The 17,427-nt window shown below is 59.9% G+C and carries 13 protein-coding genes and 4 tRNA genes; 12 read left to right on the forward strand and 5 right to left on the reverse strand.

Translation table 11 applies throughout. The annotated features are described in order from the left end of the window. Positions 1 to 121: 121 nt before the first annotated feature. Positions 122 to 301 carry a hypothetical protein gene (locus ACWIKB_RS25230; protein ID WP_475270221.1) on the reverse strand — a complete coding sequence of 60 codons (180 nt, stop codon included), beginning with the start codon at positions 299 to 301 and terminating at the stop codon, positions 122 to 124. On the opposite strand from ACWIKB_RS25230, the gene uvrB reads away from it, so the two are divergent. Continuing rightward, the gene (gene uvrB / locus ACWIKB_RS25235; protein WP_475270222.1) at positions 300 to 2,315 is read left to right on the forward strand and encodes an excinuclease ABC subunit UvrB; all 2,016 of its coding nucleotides are present in this window, start codon (positions 300 to 302) and stop codon (positions 2,313 to 2,315) included. The two genes, ACWIKB_RS25230 and uvrB, sit on opposite strands and share 2 nt — an antisense overlap. A 120-nt stretch (positions 2,316 to 2,435) precedes the next feature. On the opposite strand, the gene ACWIKB_RS25240 is transcribed toward uvrB, so the two are convergent. Both ACWIKB_RS25240 and ACWIKB_RS25245 read right to left on the reverse strand, forming a co-directional pair. Next, positions 2,436 to 3,986 (reverse strand): MDR family MFS transporter, encoded by a 1,551-nt coding sequence (locus ACWIKB_RS25240; RefSeq protein ID WP_475270223.1) that lies wholly within the window; start codon positions 3,984 to 3,986, stop codon positions 2,436 to 2,438. Continuing rightward, complete coding sequence (locus ACWIKB_RS25245; protein ID WP_475270224.1) at positions 3,976 to 5,025, reverse strand: HlyD family secretion protein; 1,050 nt, start codon at positions 5,023 to 5,025, stop codon at positions 3,976 to 3,978. Before ACWIKB_RS25245 ends, ACWIKB_RS25240 begins: the two co-directional genes overlap by 11 nt. Before the next feature lie 230 nt (positions 5,026 to 5,255). Between ACWIKB_RS25245 and gltX the strand changes: the two genes are divergently transcribed. From gltX to ACWIKB_RS25290, 9 genes are all read left to right on the forward strand, one after another. Further along, positions 5,256 to 6,737 carry a glutamate--tRNA ligase gene (gene gltX, locus ACWIKB_RS25250; RefSeq protein ID WP_475270225.1) on the forward strand — a complete coding sequence of 494 codons (1,482 nt, stop codon included), beginning with the start codon at positions 5,256 to 5,258 and terminating at the stop codon, positions 6,735 to 6,737. Between the two features lie 237 nt (positions 6,738 to 6,974). Then, positions 6,975 to 7,050: transfer RNA gene (locus tag ACWIKB_RS25255), tRNA-Ala, on the forward strand. A gap of 79 nt (positions 7,051 to 7,129) precedes the next feature. Then, a tRNA-Glu gene (locus ACWIKB_RS25260) sits at positions 7,130 to 7,205 on the forward strand. 52 nt (positions 7,206 to 7,257) lie between these two features. Further along, positions 7,258 to 7,333: transfer RNA gene (locus ACWIKB_RS25265), tRNA-Ala, on the forward strand. Positions 7,334 to 7,413: 80 nt separating this feature from the next. Beyond that, positions 7,414 to 7,489 (forward strand) — tRNA-Glu (locus ACWIKB_RS25270). A gap of 182 nt (positions 7,490 to 7,671) precedes the next feature. After that, positions 7,672 to 8,211, forward strand: a complete 540-nt coding sequence (locus tag ACWIKB_RS25275; RefSeq protein ID WP_123512499.1) for a TetR/AcrR family transcriptional regulator — start codon at positions 7,672 to 7,674, stop codon at positions 8,209 to 8,211. A 32-nt stretch (positions 8,212 to 8,243) separates the two neighbouring features. After that, complete coding sequence (locus tag ACWIKB_RS25280; protein WP_475270226.1) at positions 8,244 to 9,077, forward strand: alpha/beta fold hydrolase; 834 nt, start codon at positions 8,244 to 8,246, stop codon at positions 9,075 to 9,077. 48 nt (positions 9,078 to 9,125) lie between these two features. Continuing rightward, the gene (locus ACWIKB_RS25285; RefSeq protein WP_475270227.1) at positions 9,126 to 9,563 is read left to right on the forward strand and encodes an acyl-CoA thioesterase; all 438 of its coding nucleotides are present in this window, start codon (positions 9,126 to 9,128) and stop codon (positions 9,561 to 9,563) included. 205 nt (positions 9,564 to 9,768) lie between these two features. Further along, a complete protein-coding gene (locus ACWIKB_RS25290) occupies positions 9,769 to 10,728 on the forward strand; it encodes a tRNA dihydrouridine synthase (RefSeq protein WP_475270228.1) in 960 nt (319 codons plus the stop codon). Between the two features lie 150 nt (positions 10,729 to 10,878). On the opposite strand, the gene ACWIKB_RS25295 is transcribed toward ACWIKB_RS25290, so the two are convergent. Next, positions 10,879 to 14,157 carry a sensor domain-containing protein gene (locus ACWIKB_RS25295; protein ID WP_475270229.1) on the reverse strand — a complete coding sequence of 1,093 codons (3,279 nt, stop codon included), beginning with the start codon at positions 14,155 to 14,157 and terminating at the stop codon, positions 10,879 to 10,881. A 69-nt stretch (positions 14,158 to 14,226) separates the two neighbouring features. Next, complete coding sequence (locus tag ACWIKB_RS25300) at positions 14,227 to 15,117, reverse strand: LysR family transcriptional regulator (protein WP_475270230.1); 891 nt, start codon at positions 15,115 to 15,117, stop codon at positions 14,227 to 14,229. Between the two features lie 154 nt (positions 15,118 to 15,271). Here ACWIKB_RS25300 and leuC point away from each other — a divergent pair, with 154 nt between their 5' ends. Together leuC and leuD are read left to right on the forward strand one after the other, a co-directional pair. Continuing rightward, positions 15,272 to 16,690 (forward strand): 3-isopropylmalate dehydratase large subunit, encoded by a 1,419-nt coding sequence (gene leuC / locus ACWIKB_RS25305; RefSeq protein WP_054052917.1) that lies wholly within the window; start codon positions 15,272 to 15,274, stop codon positions 16,688 to 16,690. 10 nt (positions 16,691 to 16,700) lie between these two features. Then, on the forward strand, positions 16,701 to 17,345 hold the full coding sequence (gene leuD, locus ACWIKB_RS25310; RefSeq protein ID WP_475270231.1) for a 3-isopropylmalate dehydratase small subunit: 645 nt from the start codon (positions 16,701 to 16,703) through the stop codon (positions 17,343 to 17,345). Positions 17,346 to 17,427: the final 82 nt, after the last annotated feature.

A 17,427-nucleotide genomic window follows, 5' to 3' on the forward strand; every position in this document is an offset into this window, starting at 1 on the left:
CGCTCCAGCCGAATGCACTAGAGCGGTGCACAAACGGGGAGCTAGTATAGAGGCCATCTGCGATTGATGGCGACAGACGATTCAGCTTTTACAGCAAGTTTTTTCGATTATTTTTCGACCGTTAGTCGATTGGCATCGTCAAAGACTTCGAGGGATGTAGGACGTTTGCCTTGAAAGCGCGGGCAATCGGCTCCACATTGAGCACAATCCAGTTTTTTTCCTCGGGCGACGTTGGTCGTTTGCGGTCTTTCTCGTTGCTGTGCGGTTTAATCGTACAGGCGCGAACCCAGAGGTATTTCATGTCTGAATTCCAGCTAGTCACCCGCTTCGAGCCCGCCGGCGATCAGCCGGAAGCCATCCGCCTGATGGTCGAGGGCATCGAGGCCGGGCTGGCGCACCAGACGTTGCTCGGTGTGACCGGCTCGGGCAAGACCTTCAGCATCGCCAACGTGATCGCCCAAGTGCAGCGTCCGACCCTGGTGCTGGCGCCGAACAAGACCCTGGCCGCGCAGTTGTACGGCGAGTTCAAGGCATTCTTCCCGAACAACGCCGTCGAATACTTCGTTTCCTATTACGACTACTACCAGCCCGAAGCCTATGTGCCGTCGTCGGACACCTTCATCGAGAAGGATGCCTCGATCAACGACCACATCGAGCAAATGCGACTGTCCGCGACCAAGGCGCTGCTGGAGCGCAAGGACGCGATCATCGTCACTACGGTGTCCTGCATCTACGGTCTGGGCAGCCCGGAAACCTATCTCAAAATGGTCTTGCACGTGGATCGCGGCGACAAGCTCGATCAACGCGCCTTGCTGCGCCGTCTGGCGGACCTGCAATACACCCGCAACGACATGGATTTCGCCCGCGCCACCTTCCGAGTGCGTGGCGATGTCATCGATATCCACCCAGCGGAATCCGACTTTGAAGCGATCCGCATCGAACTCTTCGATGACGAAGTGGAGAAAATTTCCGCCTTCGACCCGCTGACCGGCGAAGTCACCCGGCAGTTGCCGCGCTTCACCTTCTATCCGAAGAGCCACTACGTGACACCGCGGGAAACCCTGCTCGGAGCTATCGAAGGGATCAAGGTCGAGCTTCAGGAGCGCCTGGACTACCTGCGCAGCAACAACAAACTGGTGGAAGCCCAGCGTCTGGAGCAGCGCACCCGATTCGACCTGGAGATGATCCTCGAACTGGGCTACTGCAACGGCATCGAAAACTACTCGCGCTACCTGTCGGGCCGTGAGTCCGGCCAGGCACCGCCAACCTTGTTCGACTACCTGCCGGCCGATGCCTTGCTGGTGATCGACGAATCCCACGTCAGCGTGCCGCAGGTCGGCGCAATGTATAAAGGCGACCGCTCGCGTAAAGAAACGCTGGTGGAATACGGTTTCCGCCTGCCGTCAGCGCTGGATAACCGGCCGATGCGTTTCGACGAATTCGAAAACATCAGCCCTCAGACGATTTTTGTCTCCGCCACGCCGGGCAACTACGAAGCGGAACACGCCGGTCGCGTAGTCGAGCAACTGGTGCGCCCGACCGGGCTGGTGGACCCGCAAATCGAAATCCGTCCGGCGCTGACCCAGGTCGACGATTTGCTCTCGGAAATCGGCAAGCGCGTGGCGCTGGAAGAGCGGGTGCTGGTCACCACGCTGACCAAGCGCATGTCCGAAGACTTGACCGATTACCTGGCCGACCATGGTGTGCGGGTGCGTTATCTGCACTCGGACATCGACACCGTCGAGCGGGTCGAAATCATCCGCGACTTGCGCCTCGGCACCTTCGACGTGCTGGTGGGGATCAACCTGCTGCGTGAAGGCCTGGACATGCCGGAAGTGTCGCTGGTGGCGATTCTCGATGCGGACAAGGAAGGCTTCCTGCGTTCCGAGCGCTCGCTGATCCAGACCATTGGCCGGGCGGCGCGTAACCTCAACGGCCGGGCGATTCTGTATGCCGACCGGATCACCGGCTCCATGGAGCGGGCGATCGGCGAGACCGAGCGCCGTCGCGACAAACAGATTGCGTTCAACCTGGCCAATGGCATCACGCCGAAAGGCGTGTTCAAGGACGTCGCCGACATCATGGAAGGCGCCACCGTGCCGGGCTCGCGCAGCAAGAAGCGCAAGGGCATGGCCAAGGCTGCGGAGGAGAGCGCCAAGTACGAAGCCGAATTGCGTTCGCCGGGTGAAGTCGCCAAGCGGATCAAGGCGCTGGAAGAGAAAATGTACGCGTTGGCTCGCGACCTGGAATTCGAAGCGGCAGCGCAGATGCGCGATGAGATTGGCAAGTTGCGGGAGCGGTTGATCTCTGTCTGAGTTTTGCGGCGCCTGTCAGGGCCTCTTCGCGGGCAAGCCTCGCTCCTACAGGGTTCAGTGTGATCCTGTAGGAGCGAGGCTTGCCCGCGAAGGCGTCCGAAAGAACACCACAATAAGCGGCTAGTGCGCTTCCCCGGCCTTCAACCCCGCCGGCAACGCCTTGGTCAGCAACACCGCCAGCATACTGATCCCCAACGCAATCCCGACAAAGTGAAACGCATCGTTGTAGGCCATGATCGACGCCTGCTGATGCACGATTTCACTCATCTTGCCCAGCGCCGCTGTGTCGCTGCCGAACCGGTCCGCCATCGACGCCATGCGCTCCGCCACCTGCGGATTGCTTGGCACAATCGACTCGCGCAAATAATCAAAGTACGTCTTGGTTCGCGCATCCAGCAGGGTGGCGAGGAGGGCGATGCCGATTGCGCCGCCGAGGTTTCGCAGGATATTGAACAGGCTCGACGCCGACCCTGCGTCCTGAGGCAAGATGTACGCCGTGGCAATCAGCGAGATGGTGACCATGATCAGCGGCTGGCCCAGCGCGCGGATGATCTGGATCTGATTGAACTGCTGCCCGGCGAAATCCGGATTCAGCACGCCCGACGAAAAACTCGCCAAGCCGAACAGTCCGAAGCCAATCGTGCACAGCCATTTCGGCGGGATGAATTTCATCAGTTTCGGCACCAGCGGAATCAGGAACAGCTGCGGCACGCCCATCCACATGATCACTTCGCCGATCTGCAGGGCGTTGTAGTTCTGGATCTGCGCCAGGTACAGCGGCAACAGATAGATCGAGCCGTACAACCCGACCCCCATGCCCAGGCTGGAAATACTCGATAAGCCAAAATTGCGATTGCCGAGGATGCGCAGGTTGATCAGCGGGTTGGGTTTGGAAAACTGCACGATCACAAAGGTGATCAAGCTGCACAGCGCAATGCTGCCCAGGGTCACGATCAGGGTCGATTCAAGCCAGTCCTTGCGATGACCTTCTTCGAGAAATACCTGCAAGCAACCGAGGCCGACGCCGAGGGTGAGAATGCCCATGTAGTCCGTGCTTTTGAGCAGTTCCCAGTGGGCTTCTTTCTTCTCCAGGCCATACATCAGGCCGGCGATCATCAGCAGGCCGGGCGGTATGTTGATGTAGAAAATGTATTCCCAGCCCCAGTTTTCCGTGAGCCAGCCGCCAATGGTCGGGCCGATGGAAGGGGCGAAAGTCGCGGTCATGGCGAACATCGCCATGCCTTTGGCGCGGTGATGTTCCGGGAGCTTGATCAGCGTCAGGGTGAACGCCAGCGGGATCAACGCGCCGCCGGTGAAACCCTGCAAGGCGCGGAAGACGATCATGCTTTCGAGGCTCCAGGCCATCGAGCACAGCAGCGAGGCACCGAGGAAGCCCAGCGACACCCACACCGCCAGGCGCCGCGCCGACAGCAACTGCACCAGCCACGCCGTCAGCGGGATCATGATGATTTCCGCCACCAGGTACGAAGTGGAAATCCACGAGCCTTCTTCCAGGGTCGCCGACAACGCGCCCTGAATGTCCTTGAGCGATGAGTTGGTGATCTGGATGTCGAGCACCGCCATGAAGGCGCCGAGCATCACACTCATCACCGCGATCCAGTCCCGCCGGGTCGGTTCGCCGGCCGGGCGGATCAGTTGATCACCGGCCATCGTCAGGGGCGTCTTTGATGTTCACTTTGACGGTGACCGACATGCCCGGGCGGATCTTGCCGTGCAGCGGATTGTCCGCGGCGAACGTCAGTTTTACCGGAATCCGTTGTACGACTTTGGTGAAGTTGCCCGTGGCATTGTCCGGCGGCAACAAGCTGAATTGCGCGCCCGAAGCGGCGAATAGACTGTTGACCCGTGCTTCAATCGGCGTGTCACCGTAGGCATCGAAGGTCAGCTCGGCTTTCTGGCCTGGCTGCATGTGGCCGATCTGGGTTTCTTTGAAGTTGGCCTGAATCCAGATGTCCTGGTCCGGGACGATCGACAGCAGATAAGCGCCAGCCTGCACGTACTGACCGTTGCGCGCGGCGCGTTGGCCGATCAGGCCGCTGATGGGCGCATGGATTTCGCTGCGGGTCAGGTTCAGTTGCGCCTGGGCCAGCTCGGTTTTGGCGTTGGCGATCATCGCGTCGAGGCGCTTGATCTCGGCGCTCAGGGCGTTGACTTGCTGGCGCTGACTTTGCGCATCGGCCTGGGCTTTGGTCACTTGCGAGCGGGCGATGTGGTTGTCGGCGGAGAGGGTGGTCACTCGTTCTTCCGAAACGTAGCCGGGTTTGCGCAGGGTTTGGGCGCGGGACAGGTCAATCTGCGAGCGACCGAGGCTGGCCTGACTGGAGGCGACTTGCGCGTCGCTGGCGGCAATCAGGCTGGCTTGCTGGGTCAGTTTGCTCTGGGCTTGCACGCGCTCGGCTTCGCGCATGGCGAGGGCGGCGTTGGCGCGGTCGACGGCGAGGTGGAAGTCATCGCCTTCGAGCTTGATCAGCAACTGGCCTTTCTCGACATGTTGGTTGTCCTGCACCAGGACTTCATCGATGCGTGCGCCCAATTGGCTGGAGACGCGGGTGATCTCGCCCTGGACATAAGCGTTGTCGGTGCTTTCATAAAAGCGTCCCTTGAAGAACCAGTTGGCAAAGAAGCCCCCGGCAATCAGCAGGACGAGCAGCAGGAAAATGAACAGGCGACGCTTGAGTTGGGCAGGCATGGGGCAGACTGTAGTCGAGAAGTGTAAGGAAAGTTATCAGCAGGCGAATCTGGCATACAGCCGATAAACGGTAAATGCCATCGGCTGATATTCGGCCATTCACTGCGGCATACGGGCGTTGTAGACGCAACCTTGGCTTAAATGCCCTGCTGACTGGAGCCGGGCGGCTATCGCCTGTTACCATTCGCCCCCTGTTTGATCTTCGCTTTCTATTCTTGTTGAGACTTACCATGACCACCGTCCGCACGCGCATCGCGCCATCGCCTACCGGGGACCCCCACGTAGGTACCGCTTACATCGCATTGTTCAACTACTGCTTTGCCAAGCAGCATGGCGGTGAGTTCATCCTGCGGATCGAAGACACCGATCAATTGCGTTCGACCCGTGAGTCCGAACAGCAGATTTTCGACGCCCTGCGCTGGTTGGGTATCGACTGGAGCGAAGGCCCGGATGTCGGCGGCCCGCACGGTCCTTATCGCCAGAGCGAGCGCGGCGAGATCTATCAGAAGTACTGCCAGCAACTGGTTGAAATGGGTCACGCCTTCCCGTGCTTCTGCACCGCCGAAGAACTGGACCAGATGCGCGCCGAGCAAATGGCTCGCGGCGAAACCCCGCGCTACGACGGCCGTGCGCTGTTGCTGTCGAAAGAAGAAGTCGCGCGCCGCCTGGCCGCTGGCGAACCCCACGTGATCCGCATGAAAGTGCCGAGCGAAGGCGTGTGCGTGGTGCCGGACATGCTGCGTGGCGACGTCGAGATCCCGTGGGATCGCATGGACATGCAAGTGCTGATGAAGACCGACGGCTTGCCGACGTACTTCCTGGCCAACGTGGTCGATGACCATTTGATGGGCATCACCCACGTGCTGCGCGGTGAAGAATGGCTGCCCTCGGCGCCGAAACTGATCCTGCTTTACGAGTACTTCGGCTGGGAACAACCCGAGCTGTGCTACATGCCGCTGCTGCGTAACCCGGACAAGAGCAAACTGTCCAAGCGCAAGAACCCGACCTCGGTAACGTTCTACGAGCGCATGGGCTTCATGCCGGAAGCAATGCTCAACTACCTGGGCCGCATGGGCTGGTCGATGCCGGACGAGCGCGAGAAGTTTTCGTTGCAGGAAATGGTCGATAACTTCGACCTGAGCCGTGTCTCATTGGGCGGTCCGATTTTCGATATCGAGAAACTCTCGTGGCTCAACGGTCAGTGGCTGCGTGATTTGCCGGTGGAAGAGTTCGCCAGCCGCTTGCAGACCTGGGCGCTGAACCCTGAATACATGATGAAGATCGCACCGCACGTGCAGGGCCGGGTTGAAACCTTCAGCCAGGTCGCACCGCTGGCCGGGTTCTTCTTCGCCGGTGGCGTGAACCCGGACGCGAAACTGTTCGAATCCAAGAAACTTTCGGGCGATCAGGTTCGTCAGTTGATGCAACTGATCCTGTGGAAGCTCGAAAGCCTGCGTCAGTGGGAGAAGGACAGCATCACCGCGACCATCCAGGCCGTGGTCGAATCCCTGGAGCTGAAGCTGCGTGACGCCATGCCGCTGATGTTTGCTGCAATCACAGGTCAGGCCAGTTCGGTGTCGGTGCTCGATGCGATGGAAATCCTCGGCCCGGACCTGACGCGTTTCCGTCTGCGCCAGGCCCTCGACTTGCTCGGTGGCGTGTCGAAGAAGGAAAACAAGGAGTGGGAAAAACTGTTGGGCAATATCGCCTGATCAGCACGATTTTGTAGGAGCGTTGCTTGCTCGCGAAGAACGATGACGCGGTGTAACAGACACACCGCGGCGTCTCATTCGCCGGCAAGCCTGGCTCCTACAGCAGGAGATATCCCGAATTTACGGGGGGAGGGCGGTAAGTGATTGTTATGTCGGCAAAAAACTTTGAAATATTTTAAAAATAAGTTTGACAGCCTTTCGATGCGCCATTAAGATTCGCCCCGTCCTCAGCGATGAGGGGCTATAGCTCAGCTGGGAGAGCGCTTGCATGGCATGCAAGAGGTCGACGGTTCGATCCCGTCTAGCTCCACCAATTTACACTTCAAGGTCTGGCCACACCGGCCTTGAAGCGATCAACACTCAGCGTTGATCAGTTGTATAGAAGGGTTTGCGTCCCCTTCGTCTAGTGGCCTAGGACACCGCCCTTTCACGGCGGTAACAGGGGTTCGAGTCCCCTAGGGGACGCCAGTTTTACAGAAGTAGTGTCGCAAGATGCTGCTCCGCCGCCAGGCGATAAATCGGGGCTATAGCTCAGCTGGGAGAGCGCTTGCATGGCATGCAAGAGGTCAACGGTTCGATCCCGTTTAGCTCCACCAATTTTACAGTTCAAGGTCTGGCCACACCGGCCTTGAATCGATCAGCGATTAGCACTGGTCAGCTGTATAGAAGGGTTTGTGTCCCCTTCGTCTAGTGGCCTAGGACACCGCCCTTTCACGGCGGTAACAGGGGTTCGAGTCCCCTAGGGGACGCCACGATTACCCGCTCTGCGGGATTTATAAGGGTCATTCAATTATTGAATGGCCCTTTTGTTTGTCTGGCGTTTGGCCAATTCTCCTTTTTCTTCAAAACTGTTCTTCAGACCAGCGGTCACAGCCATGACTTGCGCAAATTTATTATGCGAATAATATTCTAGTCGTAATATTCGGAGGCAACGATGAACGATAAAAAAGCTCAAACCCGCGAACGCATCCTCAAGGCTGCCAGCGCAGCGCTGATTCAGCGCGGCCCGGCCGAACCGAGTGTGGGTGAAGTGATGGGCGCAGCCGGCCTGACGGTTGGCGGCTTCTACGCGCACTTCGAAAGCAAGGACGCAATGATGCTCGAAGCGTTCAAGCAGTTGCTCGGCCACCGTCGAGAGCTGATTGCCGATATGGATGCTGAGTTGACCGGAGAAGAGCGCCGCGCGTTGGTGGCTGCGTTCTACCTGTCGCGCAAGCACCGAGACTCCTCTGGCTCGGCGTGCCCGATCCCGGCTTCGGTCGGTGAGCTGGGGCGTCTGCCGGACGCATTCCGAGTGGCGTTGAATGAACACGTGGAACTGATGGTCGCGCAGTTGGCGGCCAGTCCGGAAGACACCGACAAAGCCTTGGCCGACATGGCCTTGATGGTCGGTGGTTTGGCCCTGGCGCGGGCGTTGGGGCCAGGCGAATTGTCCGATCGATTGCTGCGCGCCGCCAAATCAGCGGTGCTATGACCTGAAGGCAAAATGGCCTGAGGAGTGGAGCGATGAGCACGTTAAAGTGGGTTCGTGGCGTTAATGGCACCTTGGGCTGGTTCGCACCGCAATTGGTCGCGAGCAAAATGCGCTTGGCGTTCATGACGCCTCGCGAGTTTGCGCCCCGTGACTGGGAATTGCCGCTGCTGGCGAAATCCGAGCGCATCACTTTGCGCTTCGGCCTCTCGGCGTTGCGCTGGGGGCAGGGCCCGGCTGTGTTGCTGATGCACGGTTGGGAAGGCCGGCCCACCCAGTTCGCCAGTCTGATCACTGCGTTGGTGGACGCCGGTTACACCGTGGTGGCCCTGGATGGTCCGGCCCATGGTCGCTCGCCGGGTCGCGAGGCCAATGTGGTGTTGTTCGCCCGGGCCATGCTCGAAGCTGCTGCTGAATTGCCGCCGCTGCAAGCGGTGATCGGCCACTCCATGGGCGGCGCCAGTGCGATGCTCGCGGTGCAGTTGGGTCTGCGCACTGAAACCCTGGTCACGATTTCCGCTCCGGCGCGGATTCTTGGCGTGCTGCGTGGTTTTGCCCGAATGGTCAAGCTGCCTCCCAAGGCGCGTTCAGCGTTTATCCGTCAGGTCGAGCAAGACGTTGGAATGCGCGCTGCGACCCTGGATGTCGCTCACTATCAGCTCGATATGCCGGGCTTGATCGTGCATGCCGAAGACGACACTTTCGTTTCGGTCAAAGAGTCTCAAATCATTCACGAAGCCTGGTTCGACAGCCGTCTGTTGCGCCTGGAAGAGGGCGGGCATCAGCGCGTGCTGGCAGACCCTCGGGTGATTGATGGGGTGCTATCACTGCTGTCCGGCCGCAGCCTTCAAGCGCGGCAATCGGCCTGAGCATCCGTTACACTGCCCCGGTCGAATTTATCTGACCGGGAGTGGGGCATGGGCTGGGATCGGGCAACGCCATTTATCATTGATCTGGAAGTCGGCGCCGAGGACATCGACGGGCTAGGCCACGCGAACAACGCGGTATACGTGACCTGGCTCGAGCGCTGTGCCTGGCGCCACTCGCAACGGCTTGGCCTGGACCTGGTCGAGTACCGTCGGCTGGATCGGGCGATGGCCGTGGTGCGCCATGAGATTGATTACCTCGCCGCCGCTTACGAAGGGGACGAGTTGCAATTGGCGACCTGGATCGTCGATTGGGATCAGCGCCTGAAAATGACCCGACACTTCCAGCTCAAGCGCCCCAGCGATAACACCACGTTGCTGCGCGCCCAGACCACTTTCGTCTGCATCGAGCTCTCCACCGGCAAGCCCAAGCGCATGCCGGCGGAGTTTATCGAGGGTTATGGGCCGGCGTTGCAGATACCTTCCTAGGTTGTCTGGGTGGGCCTCTTCGCGGGCAAGCCTCGCTCCTACAGGTTTTGCGACGTGCGCCCAATTTGCATACGCCGCAAAACCTGTAGGAGCGAGGCTTGCCCGCGAAGGCATCAGTAAAATCGCCACCGCCCCGTCTGACGAAATACCTTCTGCGCCCTTAAACCAGTAAACTGCCGCACGTTTTTCGTTGAGTGTGTTTTCCATGCAAATTGCTTTGGCGCCCATGGAGGGGTTGGTCGACAACATCCTGCGGGACGTGCTGACCCGCGTCGGCGGTATCGATTGGTGCGTGACCGAATTCATTCGGATCAACGATCAACTGCTCACGCCTGCCTATTACCACAAGTTCGGCCCGGAATTGCTGACCGGCGCTCGCACCGCTTCCGGCGTGCCTTTGCGCGTGCAGTTGCTCGGTTCCGATCCGGTGTGCCTCGCGGAAAACGCCGCGCTGGCCTGCGAACTGGGTTCCGAAGTCATCGACCTGAACTTCGGCTGCCCGGCCAAGACCGTCAACAAGTCCCGTGGCGGCGCGGTCCTGCTCAAAGAACCTGAGCTGCTCAACGAAATCGTCGAAACCGTACGCCGTGCAGTGCCTGCGCATATCCCGGTCACCGCGAAGATGCGCCTGGGCTTCGACAGCCCGGACGGCGCGCTGGTCTGCGCCACGGCCCTGGCTGAAGGCGGCGCGGCGCATATCGTGGTCCACGCGCGGACCAAGACCGATGGCTACAAACCCCCGGCACACTGGGAATGGATTCCACGCGTTCAAGACGTGGTCAAAGTCCCGGTATTCGCCAACGGCGACATCTGGAGTGTCGAAGACTGGCGTCGTTGCCGTGAAATCAGCGGTGTGGAAGACATCATGCTCGGTCGCGGCCTGGTGTCGCGCCCGGACCTGGCCCGACAAATCGCCGCCGCGCGCGCCGGTGAAGAAGTGATCGAGATGACCTGGGCCGAACTGCTGCCGCTGATCCAGGACTTCTGGCTGCAAGCCAAGGCGCAGATGACGGCTCGTCAATCGCCGGGGCGCTTGAAGCAGTGGCTGGCGATGCTGACCCGCAATTATCCCGAAGCGGTGGAGTTGTTCACTGTCCTGCGGCGTGAAACGGAGCTGGATCAGGTTTCGCGTTTACTGGGTCTGCAAGTGGCCGAAGCGGCCTGAAAAAATCTGACTGAACACTGAAAAGGGCGCCATTGGCGCCCTTTTTTTGTGCCCGGTGTAGGAGCTGCCGAAGGCTGCGATCTTTTGATCTTGTTCCTAAAAGCAACATCAAAAGATCGCAGCCTTCGGCAGCTCCTACAGGGGCACGCGTTATTTCAGGAGTTTTAGAAACCCTTCCACCGGCAACGGCCGGCTGTGCAAATACCCCTGGTACAAATGGCAACCCAGACCTTGCAGAAATTCCAGCTGCTCCGGCGTCTCAACCCCTTCGGCAATCACTTCCAGTTCCAGGCTGCGGGCCATGGCGACGATGGCGCGGATGATTTCGGCGTCGTTGGGGTCGGTGGTGGCGTCGCGGATAAACGACTGGTCGATTTTCAGCGTGTCCACCGGCAGGCGCTTGAGGTAGGTCAGCGAGGAATAGCCAGTGCCGAAGTCGTCCATCGCAAAGCTCACGCCGAGTTTTTTCAGGCGACGCATTTTGTTGATGGTGTCTTCCAGGTTCTGGATGACGATGCCTTCGGTGATTTCCAGTTTCAGCAACGAGCAGGGCAGGCCATGGCTGCTCAGGCTGCGTTCGATGCGTTCGACGAAGTCGTTCTGGCGGAATTGTCGCGGGCTGATGTTCACGCACAGGCTGAAATTGAGCGGGTCGATCAAGCCCTTGGCGATCAATTGTTTGAAGGCATCGCAGGCTTCGTCGAGGATCCAGGTGCCGACTTCCAGAATCAGCCCGCTGTCTTCCAGGACCTTGATGAATTCGGTGGGCGATTGCGCACCCAGTTCCGGGTGGTTCCAGCGCACCAGGGCTTCGGCGCCGATGATGCGGTTGTCCTGGGCGTCCACTTGCGGCTGGTAATGCACGCTGAATTCGCCCCGGGAAAGGGCCAGGCGCAGGTCGGTTTCCATGCGCAACCGTTCACTGGCGGCCTTCTGCATGGTGTTGTGATACATCTGCGTGGTGTTGCGCCCCGAATCCTTGGCCCGGTACAGGGCAATGTCGGCGCGCTTGAGCAGGTCCGTCGGGGTTGAGCCGTGGTCAGGAATCAGCGCGATGCCAATGCTCGGCGTGACTTGCAGGCGCTGGCCGTCGAGGAACATCGGTTCCGAGAGCAATTCGCGCAAGGTATCCGCGAGGTCCCGAACCTGTTCGCTGACTTCGCTGCGCGAACCTTCCAGCCCACTGAGCAGCACCACGAACTCGTCACCGCCCAGCCGCGCCACGGTGTCTTCCATACGCACGCTGGCTTCGAGCCGCGCGGTGATGATCTTCAGCACCGTGTCGCCCACCGGGTGGCCGAGGGAATCGTTGATGTGTTTGAAGTGGTCGAGGTCGAGAAACATCAAGGCGCCACGCAGGTTGTGGCGCTTGAGCAGGGCAATCTGCTGGCTCAGGCGATCCATCAGCAGCGCGCGGTTGGGCAGGTTGGTCAGTGGGTCGTGGTAGGCCAAGTGGCGGATCTGCGCTTCGGCGTTTTTCAGCAGGCTGACGTCTCGGGCGGTCAGCAGCAGGCAGGCGGTTTCGTTGAGGGTGATCGGTTCGACCGAGACTTCGACGGTGAGCAGGTCCCCGCGTTTATTGCGCCCGAGCATCTCCTGATGGTGCACGCGGCCCTTGATTTGCAACTCGGCCAGCAGCGCCGAACGTTGTTTCTCTTCGGCCCAGATACCGACCTGGTACACGGTTTTACCCACCACTTCATCGGCGCGATAACCGGTCAGGCGACAGAAGCCGTCGTTGACCTCCAGATAGCGCCCGGTATCACGTTCGGTAATGGTGATGGCGTCGGGGCTGGAGTGGAACGCCTTGGCGAATTTCTCTTCGCTGGCCTTGAGCGCCGCTTCCGAGCGCTGTTGCTGGGTGATGTCGCGCAGGGTGGTGACGATGCACGGTTGTTCGCCGACGCTGATCTGCCGGCTGGAAATCACGCAGGTCAGGGTTTGCCCGTCCTTGTGCTGAACGAGGATCGCGACGTTGCTCAGGCCTTGTTCGCGGATCACCTGTTCGATCCGTTGCAGGCTTTTCGCTGAAGCGTCCCACAGGCCGATTTCATCGGCGCTGCGGCCGATCACGTCGTCGGTGGTCCAGCCAAAGATCTGGGTGAAACTGGAGTTGATCTCGATGAATTGGCCGCTGTCCTGGCGGGTAACGCAGATCGGGTCCGGGCTGACCTGGAACAGCGTGGCGAATTTCTCCTCGGAGGCCACCAGTTGCTGCTCGCGTTCGACCTGATCGGTGATGTCCAGCAGGGTGCCGGCCATGCGCAACGGCTGGCCGTTTTCATCGCGATAGAGCCGCGCACGGCTTTCCAGGAAGCGCGAACTGCCGTCGGGCAATTGCACGCGGTAGGTCAGCTGATAATTGCCGGCCGGGCCTTCGCGCAGGCTGCGGTAGGCATTGCGCATGCTGCTGCGTTCTTCGCCAGGCACACCTTCGAAGAACTCATCGAAGGATTCATGGAACGGCTTGGGGTCCAGGCCGTGTAACTGCGCTGCCCGCGCCGAGCCGTAGAGCATGCCGCTGGGAATGTGCCAGTCCCAGGTGCCGAGTTGCGCCGAATCCAGGGCCAGATCAAGGCGCTCCTGGCTGTCCTTGAGCGCGTGCTCGGCGGCTTTGCGTTCGGTGGTGTCGAGGAAGGTACTCAGCAAGTAAGGCTGGCCTTCGAGCTCGACTTTTTGTGCGCTGAGGATGCCATCGTGGACCTGGCCATTGCTGGCGCGAAACTGCACTTCCATGCTGATCAGTTCGCCCTTGGCCTTGGTGGCCTTGACCAGCACCTCGCGTTGTTCGGGATGCACCCACAGGCCCAGCTCCAGGGTGGTGCGGCCAATCGCGCTTTGCACCGGCCAGCCGAACAGACTCTCGAAATACTGATTGGCCTCGCTGATCAGGCCGTCTTCCTGGCGGGTCAGCAGCACCATGTTCGGGCACAGGTGGAACAGCGTGGCGAAGCGCTTTTCCGAACTGCTCAGGGCTTGTTCCCGTTGACGCTGGTGGGTGATTTCACGAATCACCCCGATCATTCGCGGCCGGCCGTGTTTGTCCGGCAACAGGCTGCCATTGATCTCCAGCCAGTGCAGGCTGCCGTCGGGCCAGCGGATGCGGTGATGCATCGCTTGTTCCAGCGGTGCGCCGGCAATGACCTGATGGAACGCGCGAATGGTTTTCGCCCGATCCTCAGGTGGCAGCAGGTCAAGGTATTCGAGGTCCGCCGGCAAGGGTTGCTTGGGGTCGAAGCCGAACAGCGCCTGCGTGCCCCGGGACCAACTGATCTGCCCGCGTTCGATGTCCCAATACCAGGCCCCCAGACGCGCACCGTTCAGAGCGGCCAACAACTGCGGCGCGCTTTCCCAGCTCTGCTCGGACCGCTGCGGGTCAATGGCCTGAATACGCGGCATCGGCGGAATACGGTCAACAGATTTGGGCATTGGCAGCAGGCCTTGGGCTGAATGGGGCGTTAGGCACGGGGTTTTGCAGCTCTATAGGAGTAGCACAGGTTAGCCGTGGGTCCCTGGCAGATCAATTTGTGCGTCCAGCAGGGCCATAAAGGCACGTGCCGCATTCGAAAGCGTCCTTTCCGTGTGCAGGATATAGCCTAGCTGGCGAGTGAGCTGTATGCCCGGCAAAGGTATCCGCGCCACCTGTTCATCGAGCATGGTGCGCGGCAAAACGCTCCAGGCCAGGCCAATCGAGACCATCATCTTGATGGTTTCCAGATAATTGGTGCTCATGGCGATGTTCGGCGTCAGGCCCTGAGCCTCGAACAGGCGCTGGACGATGTGGTGAGTAAAGGTGTTGCCGCCGGGGAAAACCGCCGGGTGCAGGGCAATGTCCGCCAGGGTGACCGGGCCATTGTTGATCAGCGAATGCTCCGGGGCCACCACGAAATCCAGCGGGTCGTCCCACACGGGTGTGGCCTTGACCAGCGCGTGGGGCTCCGGCGCCAGGGTGATAACCGCCAGTTCGGCGCGGCCATGGAGGATTTCTTCGTAGGCTACTTCCGAATCGAGGAACTGAATATCCAGCGCCACTTGTGGGTAGCGACGGGTGAATTCCCGTAATAACGGCGGCAAGCGGTGCAGGCCGATGTGGTGACTGGTGGCCAGGGTCAGACGGCCGCTCACTTCGCCGGTCAGGTTGGTCAAGGCGCGACGAGTGTCGTCCAGCACGTTCAGAATCTGATAAGCCCGAGGCAGCAGGGCGCGGCCGGCTTCAGTCAGGCCGACTTCACGGCCCAGGCGATCAAACAGTCGCACTTTTAATTGCTGTTCCAGCCCGGCGATGCGCTTGCTGATGGCCGGTTGGGTCAGGTGCAGGCGTTCACCGGCACCAGAGAAACTCCCGGTCTCGGCAATCGCGATAAAAGCGTTGAGGTTGGCCAGATCCATTCATGTATTCCAGTTGGTTATCCAAAGCATAAAAAATATGAATTTGAGTTATTTAATGTAACCCCCTAGGATCGACCTCACAAGCCAAGGGGTTATTGAACTGCTGCACAACCCAAGGCATAGAAAATAGAAACAAGCTGATGAGGACCGTCTGATGGCCGGCAAAACGCTTTACGACAAGCTCTGGGATTCCCATGAAGTGAAACGGCGCGACGATGGGTCGTCGCTGATCTATATCGACCGCCACATCATCCATGAAGTGACTTCGCCCCAAGCTTTCGAAGGCCTGCGCCTGGCCGGGCGCAAGCCTTGGCGTGTCGACTCGATCATCGCCACCCCGGACCATAACGTGCCGACCACTCCGGATCGCAAGGGCGGCATCGAAGCGATTACCGACCAGGTCTCGCGTTTGCAGGTTCAGACCCTCGATGACTACTGCGACGAATATGGCATCACCGAATTCAAAATGAATGACGTGCGTCAGGGCATCGTTCACGTAATCGGCCCAGAGCAGGGCGCTACCTTGCCGGGCATGACCGTGGTCTGCGGCGACTCGCACACCTCGACCCACGGCGCATTCGGCGCGTTGGCCCACGGCATCGGCACTTCCGAGGTTGAGCATGTGTTCGCCACGCAGTGCCTGGTCGCCAAGAAAATGAAAAACATGCTGGTGTCGGTCGAAGGCAAATTGCCGTTCGGCGTGACCGCCAAGGACATCGTCCTGGCGGTGATCGGCAAGATCGGCACCGCCGGCGGTAACGGCCACGCCATCGAGTTCGCTGGCAGCGCGATTCGCGACTTGTCCATCGAAGGCCGCATGACCATCTGCAACATGTCCATCGAGGCCGGCGCTCGCGTAGGTCTGGTGGCTGCGGACGAAAAAACCGTGGAATACGTCAAGGGCCGTCCGTTCGCCCCGAAAGGCGCGGAATGGGACATGGCGGTCGAAGCCTGGAAAGACCTGGTTTCCGACACCGATGCGGTGTTTGACACCGTGGTTAAGCTCGACGCGACCCAGATCAAGCCACAAGTCAGCTGGGGCACTTCGCCCGAGATGGTTTTGGCCGTTGATCAGAACGTGCCGGACCCGGCGAAGGAAATGGACCTGGTCAAGCGCGGTTCCATCGAGCGCGCCTTGAAATACATGGGTTTGAGCGCCAATCAGGCGATCACCGATATTCAGCTGGACCGCGTATTCATCGGTTCCTGCACCAACTCGCGGATCGAAGACCTGCGCGCCGCGGCAGTCATCGCCAAGGGCCGCAAAGTCGCTTCGACGATCAAGCAAGCCATCGTGGTGCCGGGCTCGGGCCTGGTGAAGGCGCAAGCCGAGGCTGAAGGCCTGGACAAGATTTTCCTCGAAGCCGGTTTCGAGTGGCGTGAACCGGGTTGCTCGATGTGCCTGGCGATGAACCCGGACCGTTTGGAATCGGGCGAGCATTGCGCCTCGACCTCCAACCGCAACTTCGAAGGGCGTCAGGGCGCCGGTGGCCGTACGCACCTGGTAAGCCCGGCCATGGCCGCGGCGGCTGCCGTCAACGGTCGTTTCATCGACGTTCGCGAACTGATCTGAGGAACCGCACATGAGAGCTTTTACCCAACACACCGGTTTGGTCGCGCCATTGGACCGGGCCAACGTCGACACCGACCAGATCATTCCGAAGCAGTTTCTGAAGTCGATCAAGCGCACCGGTTTTGGTCCGAACCTGTTTGACGAGTGGCGCTACCTGGACGTGGGCTATGCCTACCAGGACAACTCCAAGCGTCCGCTGAACAAGGATTTCGTGCTCAACGCCGAACGTTATCAAGGCGCCAGCGTGTTGCTGGCCCGGGAAAACTTCGGTTGCGGCTCCAGCCGTGAACACGCGCCGTGGGCCCTGGAAGAATACGGTTTCCGCAGCATTATCGCGCCGAGCTATGCCGACATCTTCTACAACAACAGCTTCAAGAACGGCTTGCTGCCGATCATCTTGAGCGACGCTGAGGTTGATGAGTTGTTCCAGCAGGTTGAAGCGAATCCGGGCTACCAGTTGACGGTTGATCTGCAAGCCCAGACCGTGACCCGGCCGGATGGCAAGGTCTACAGCTTTGAGCTGGATGAATTCCGCAAGCATTGCCTGGTGAATGGTCTTGACGATATCGGTCTGACATTGATGGACCACGAGGCGATTGCGTCGTTTGAAAGCAAGCACCGGGCGAGCCAGCCGTGGTTGTTTCGCGACGTTTGATGTTTTGAGGTGACCGTTGAAAAGATCGCAGCCTCCGGCAGCTCCTACATGGGGCGGCATACACCTGTAGGAGCTGCCGAAG

The sequence above is a fragment of the Pseudomonas sp. 5Vm1k genome, from assembly GCF_056161485.1.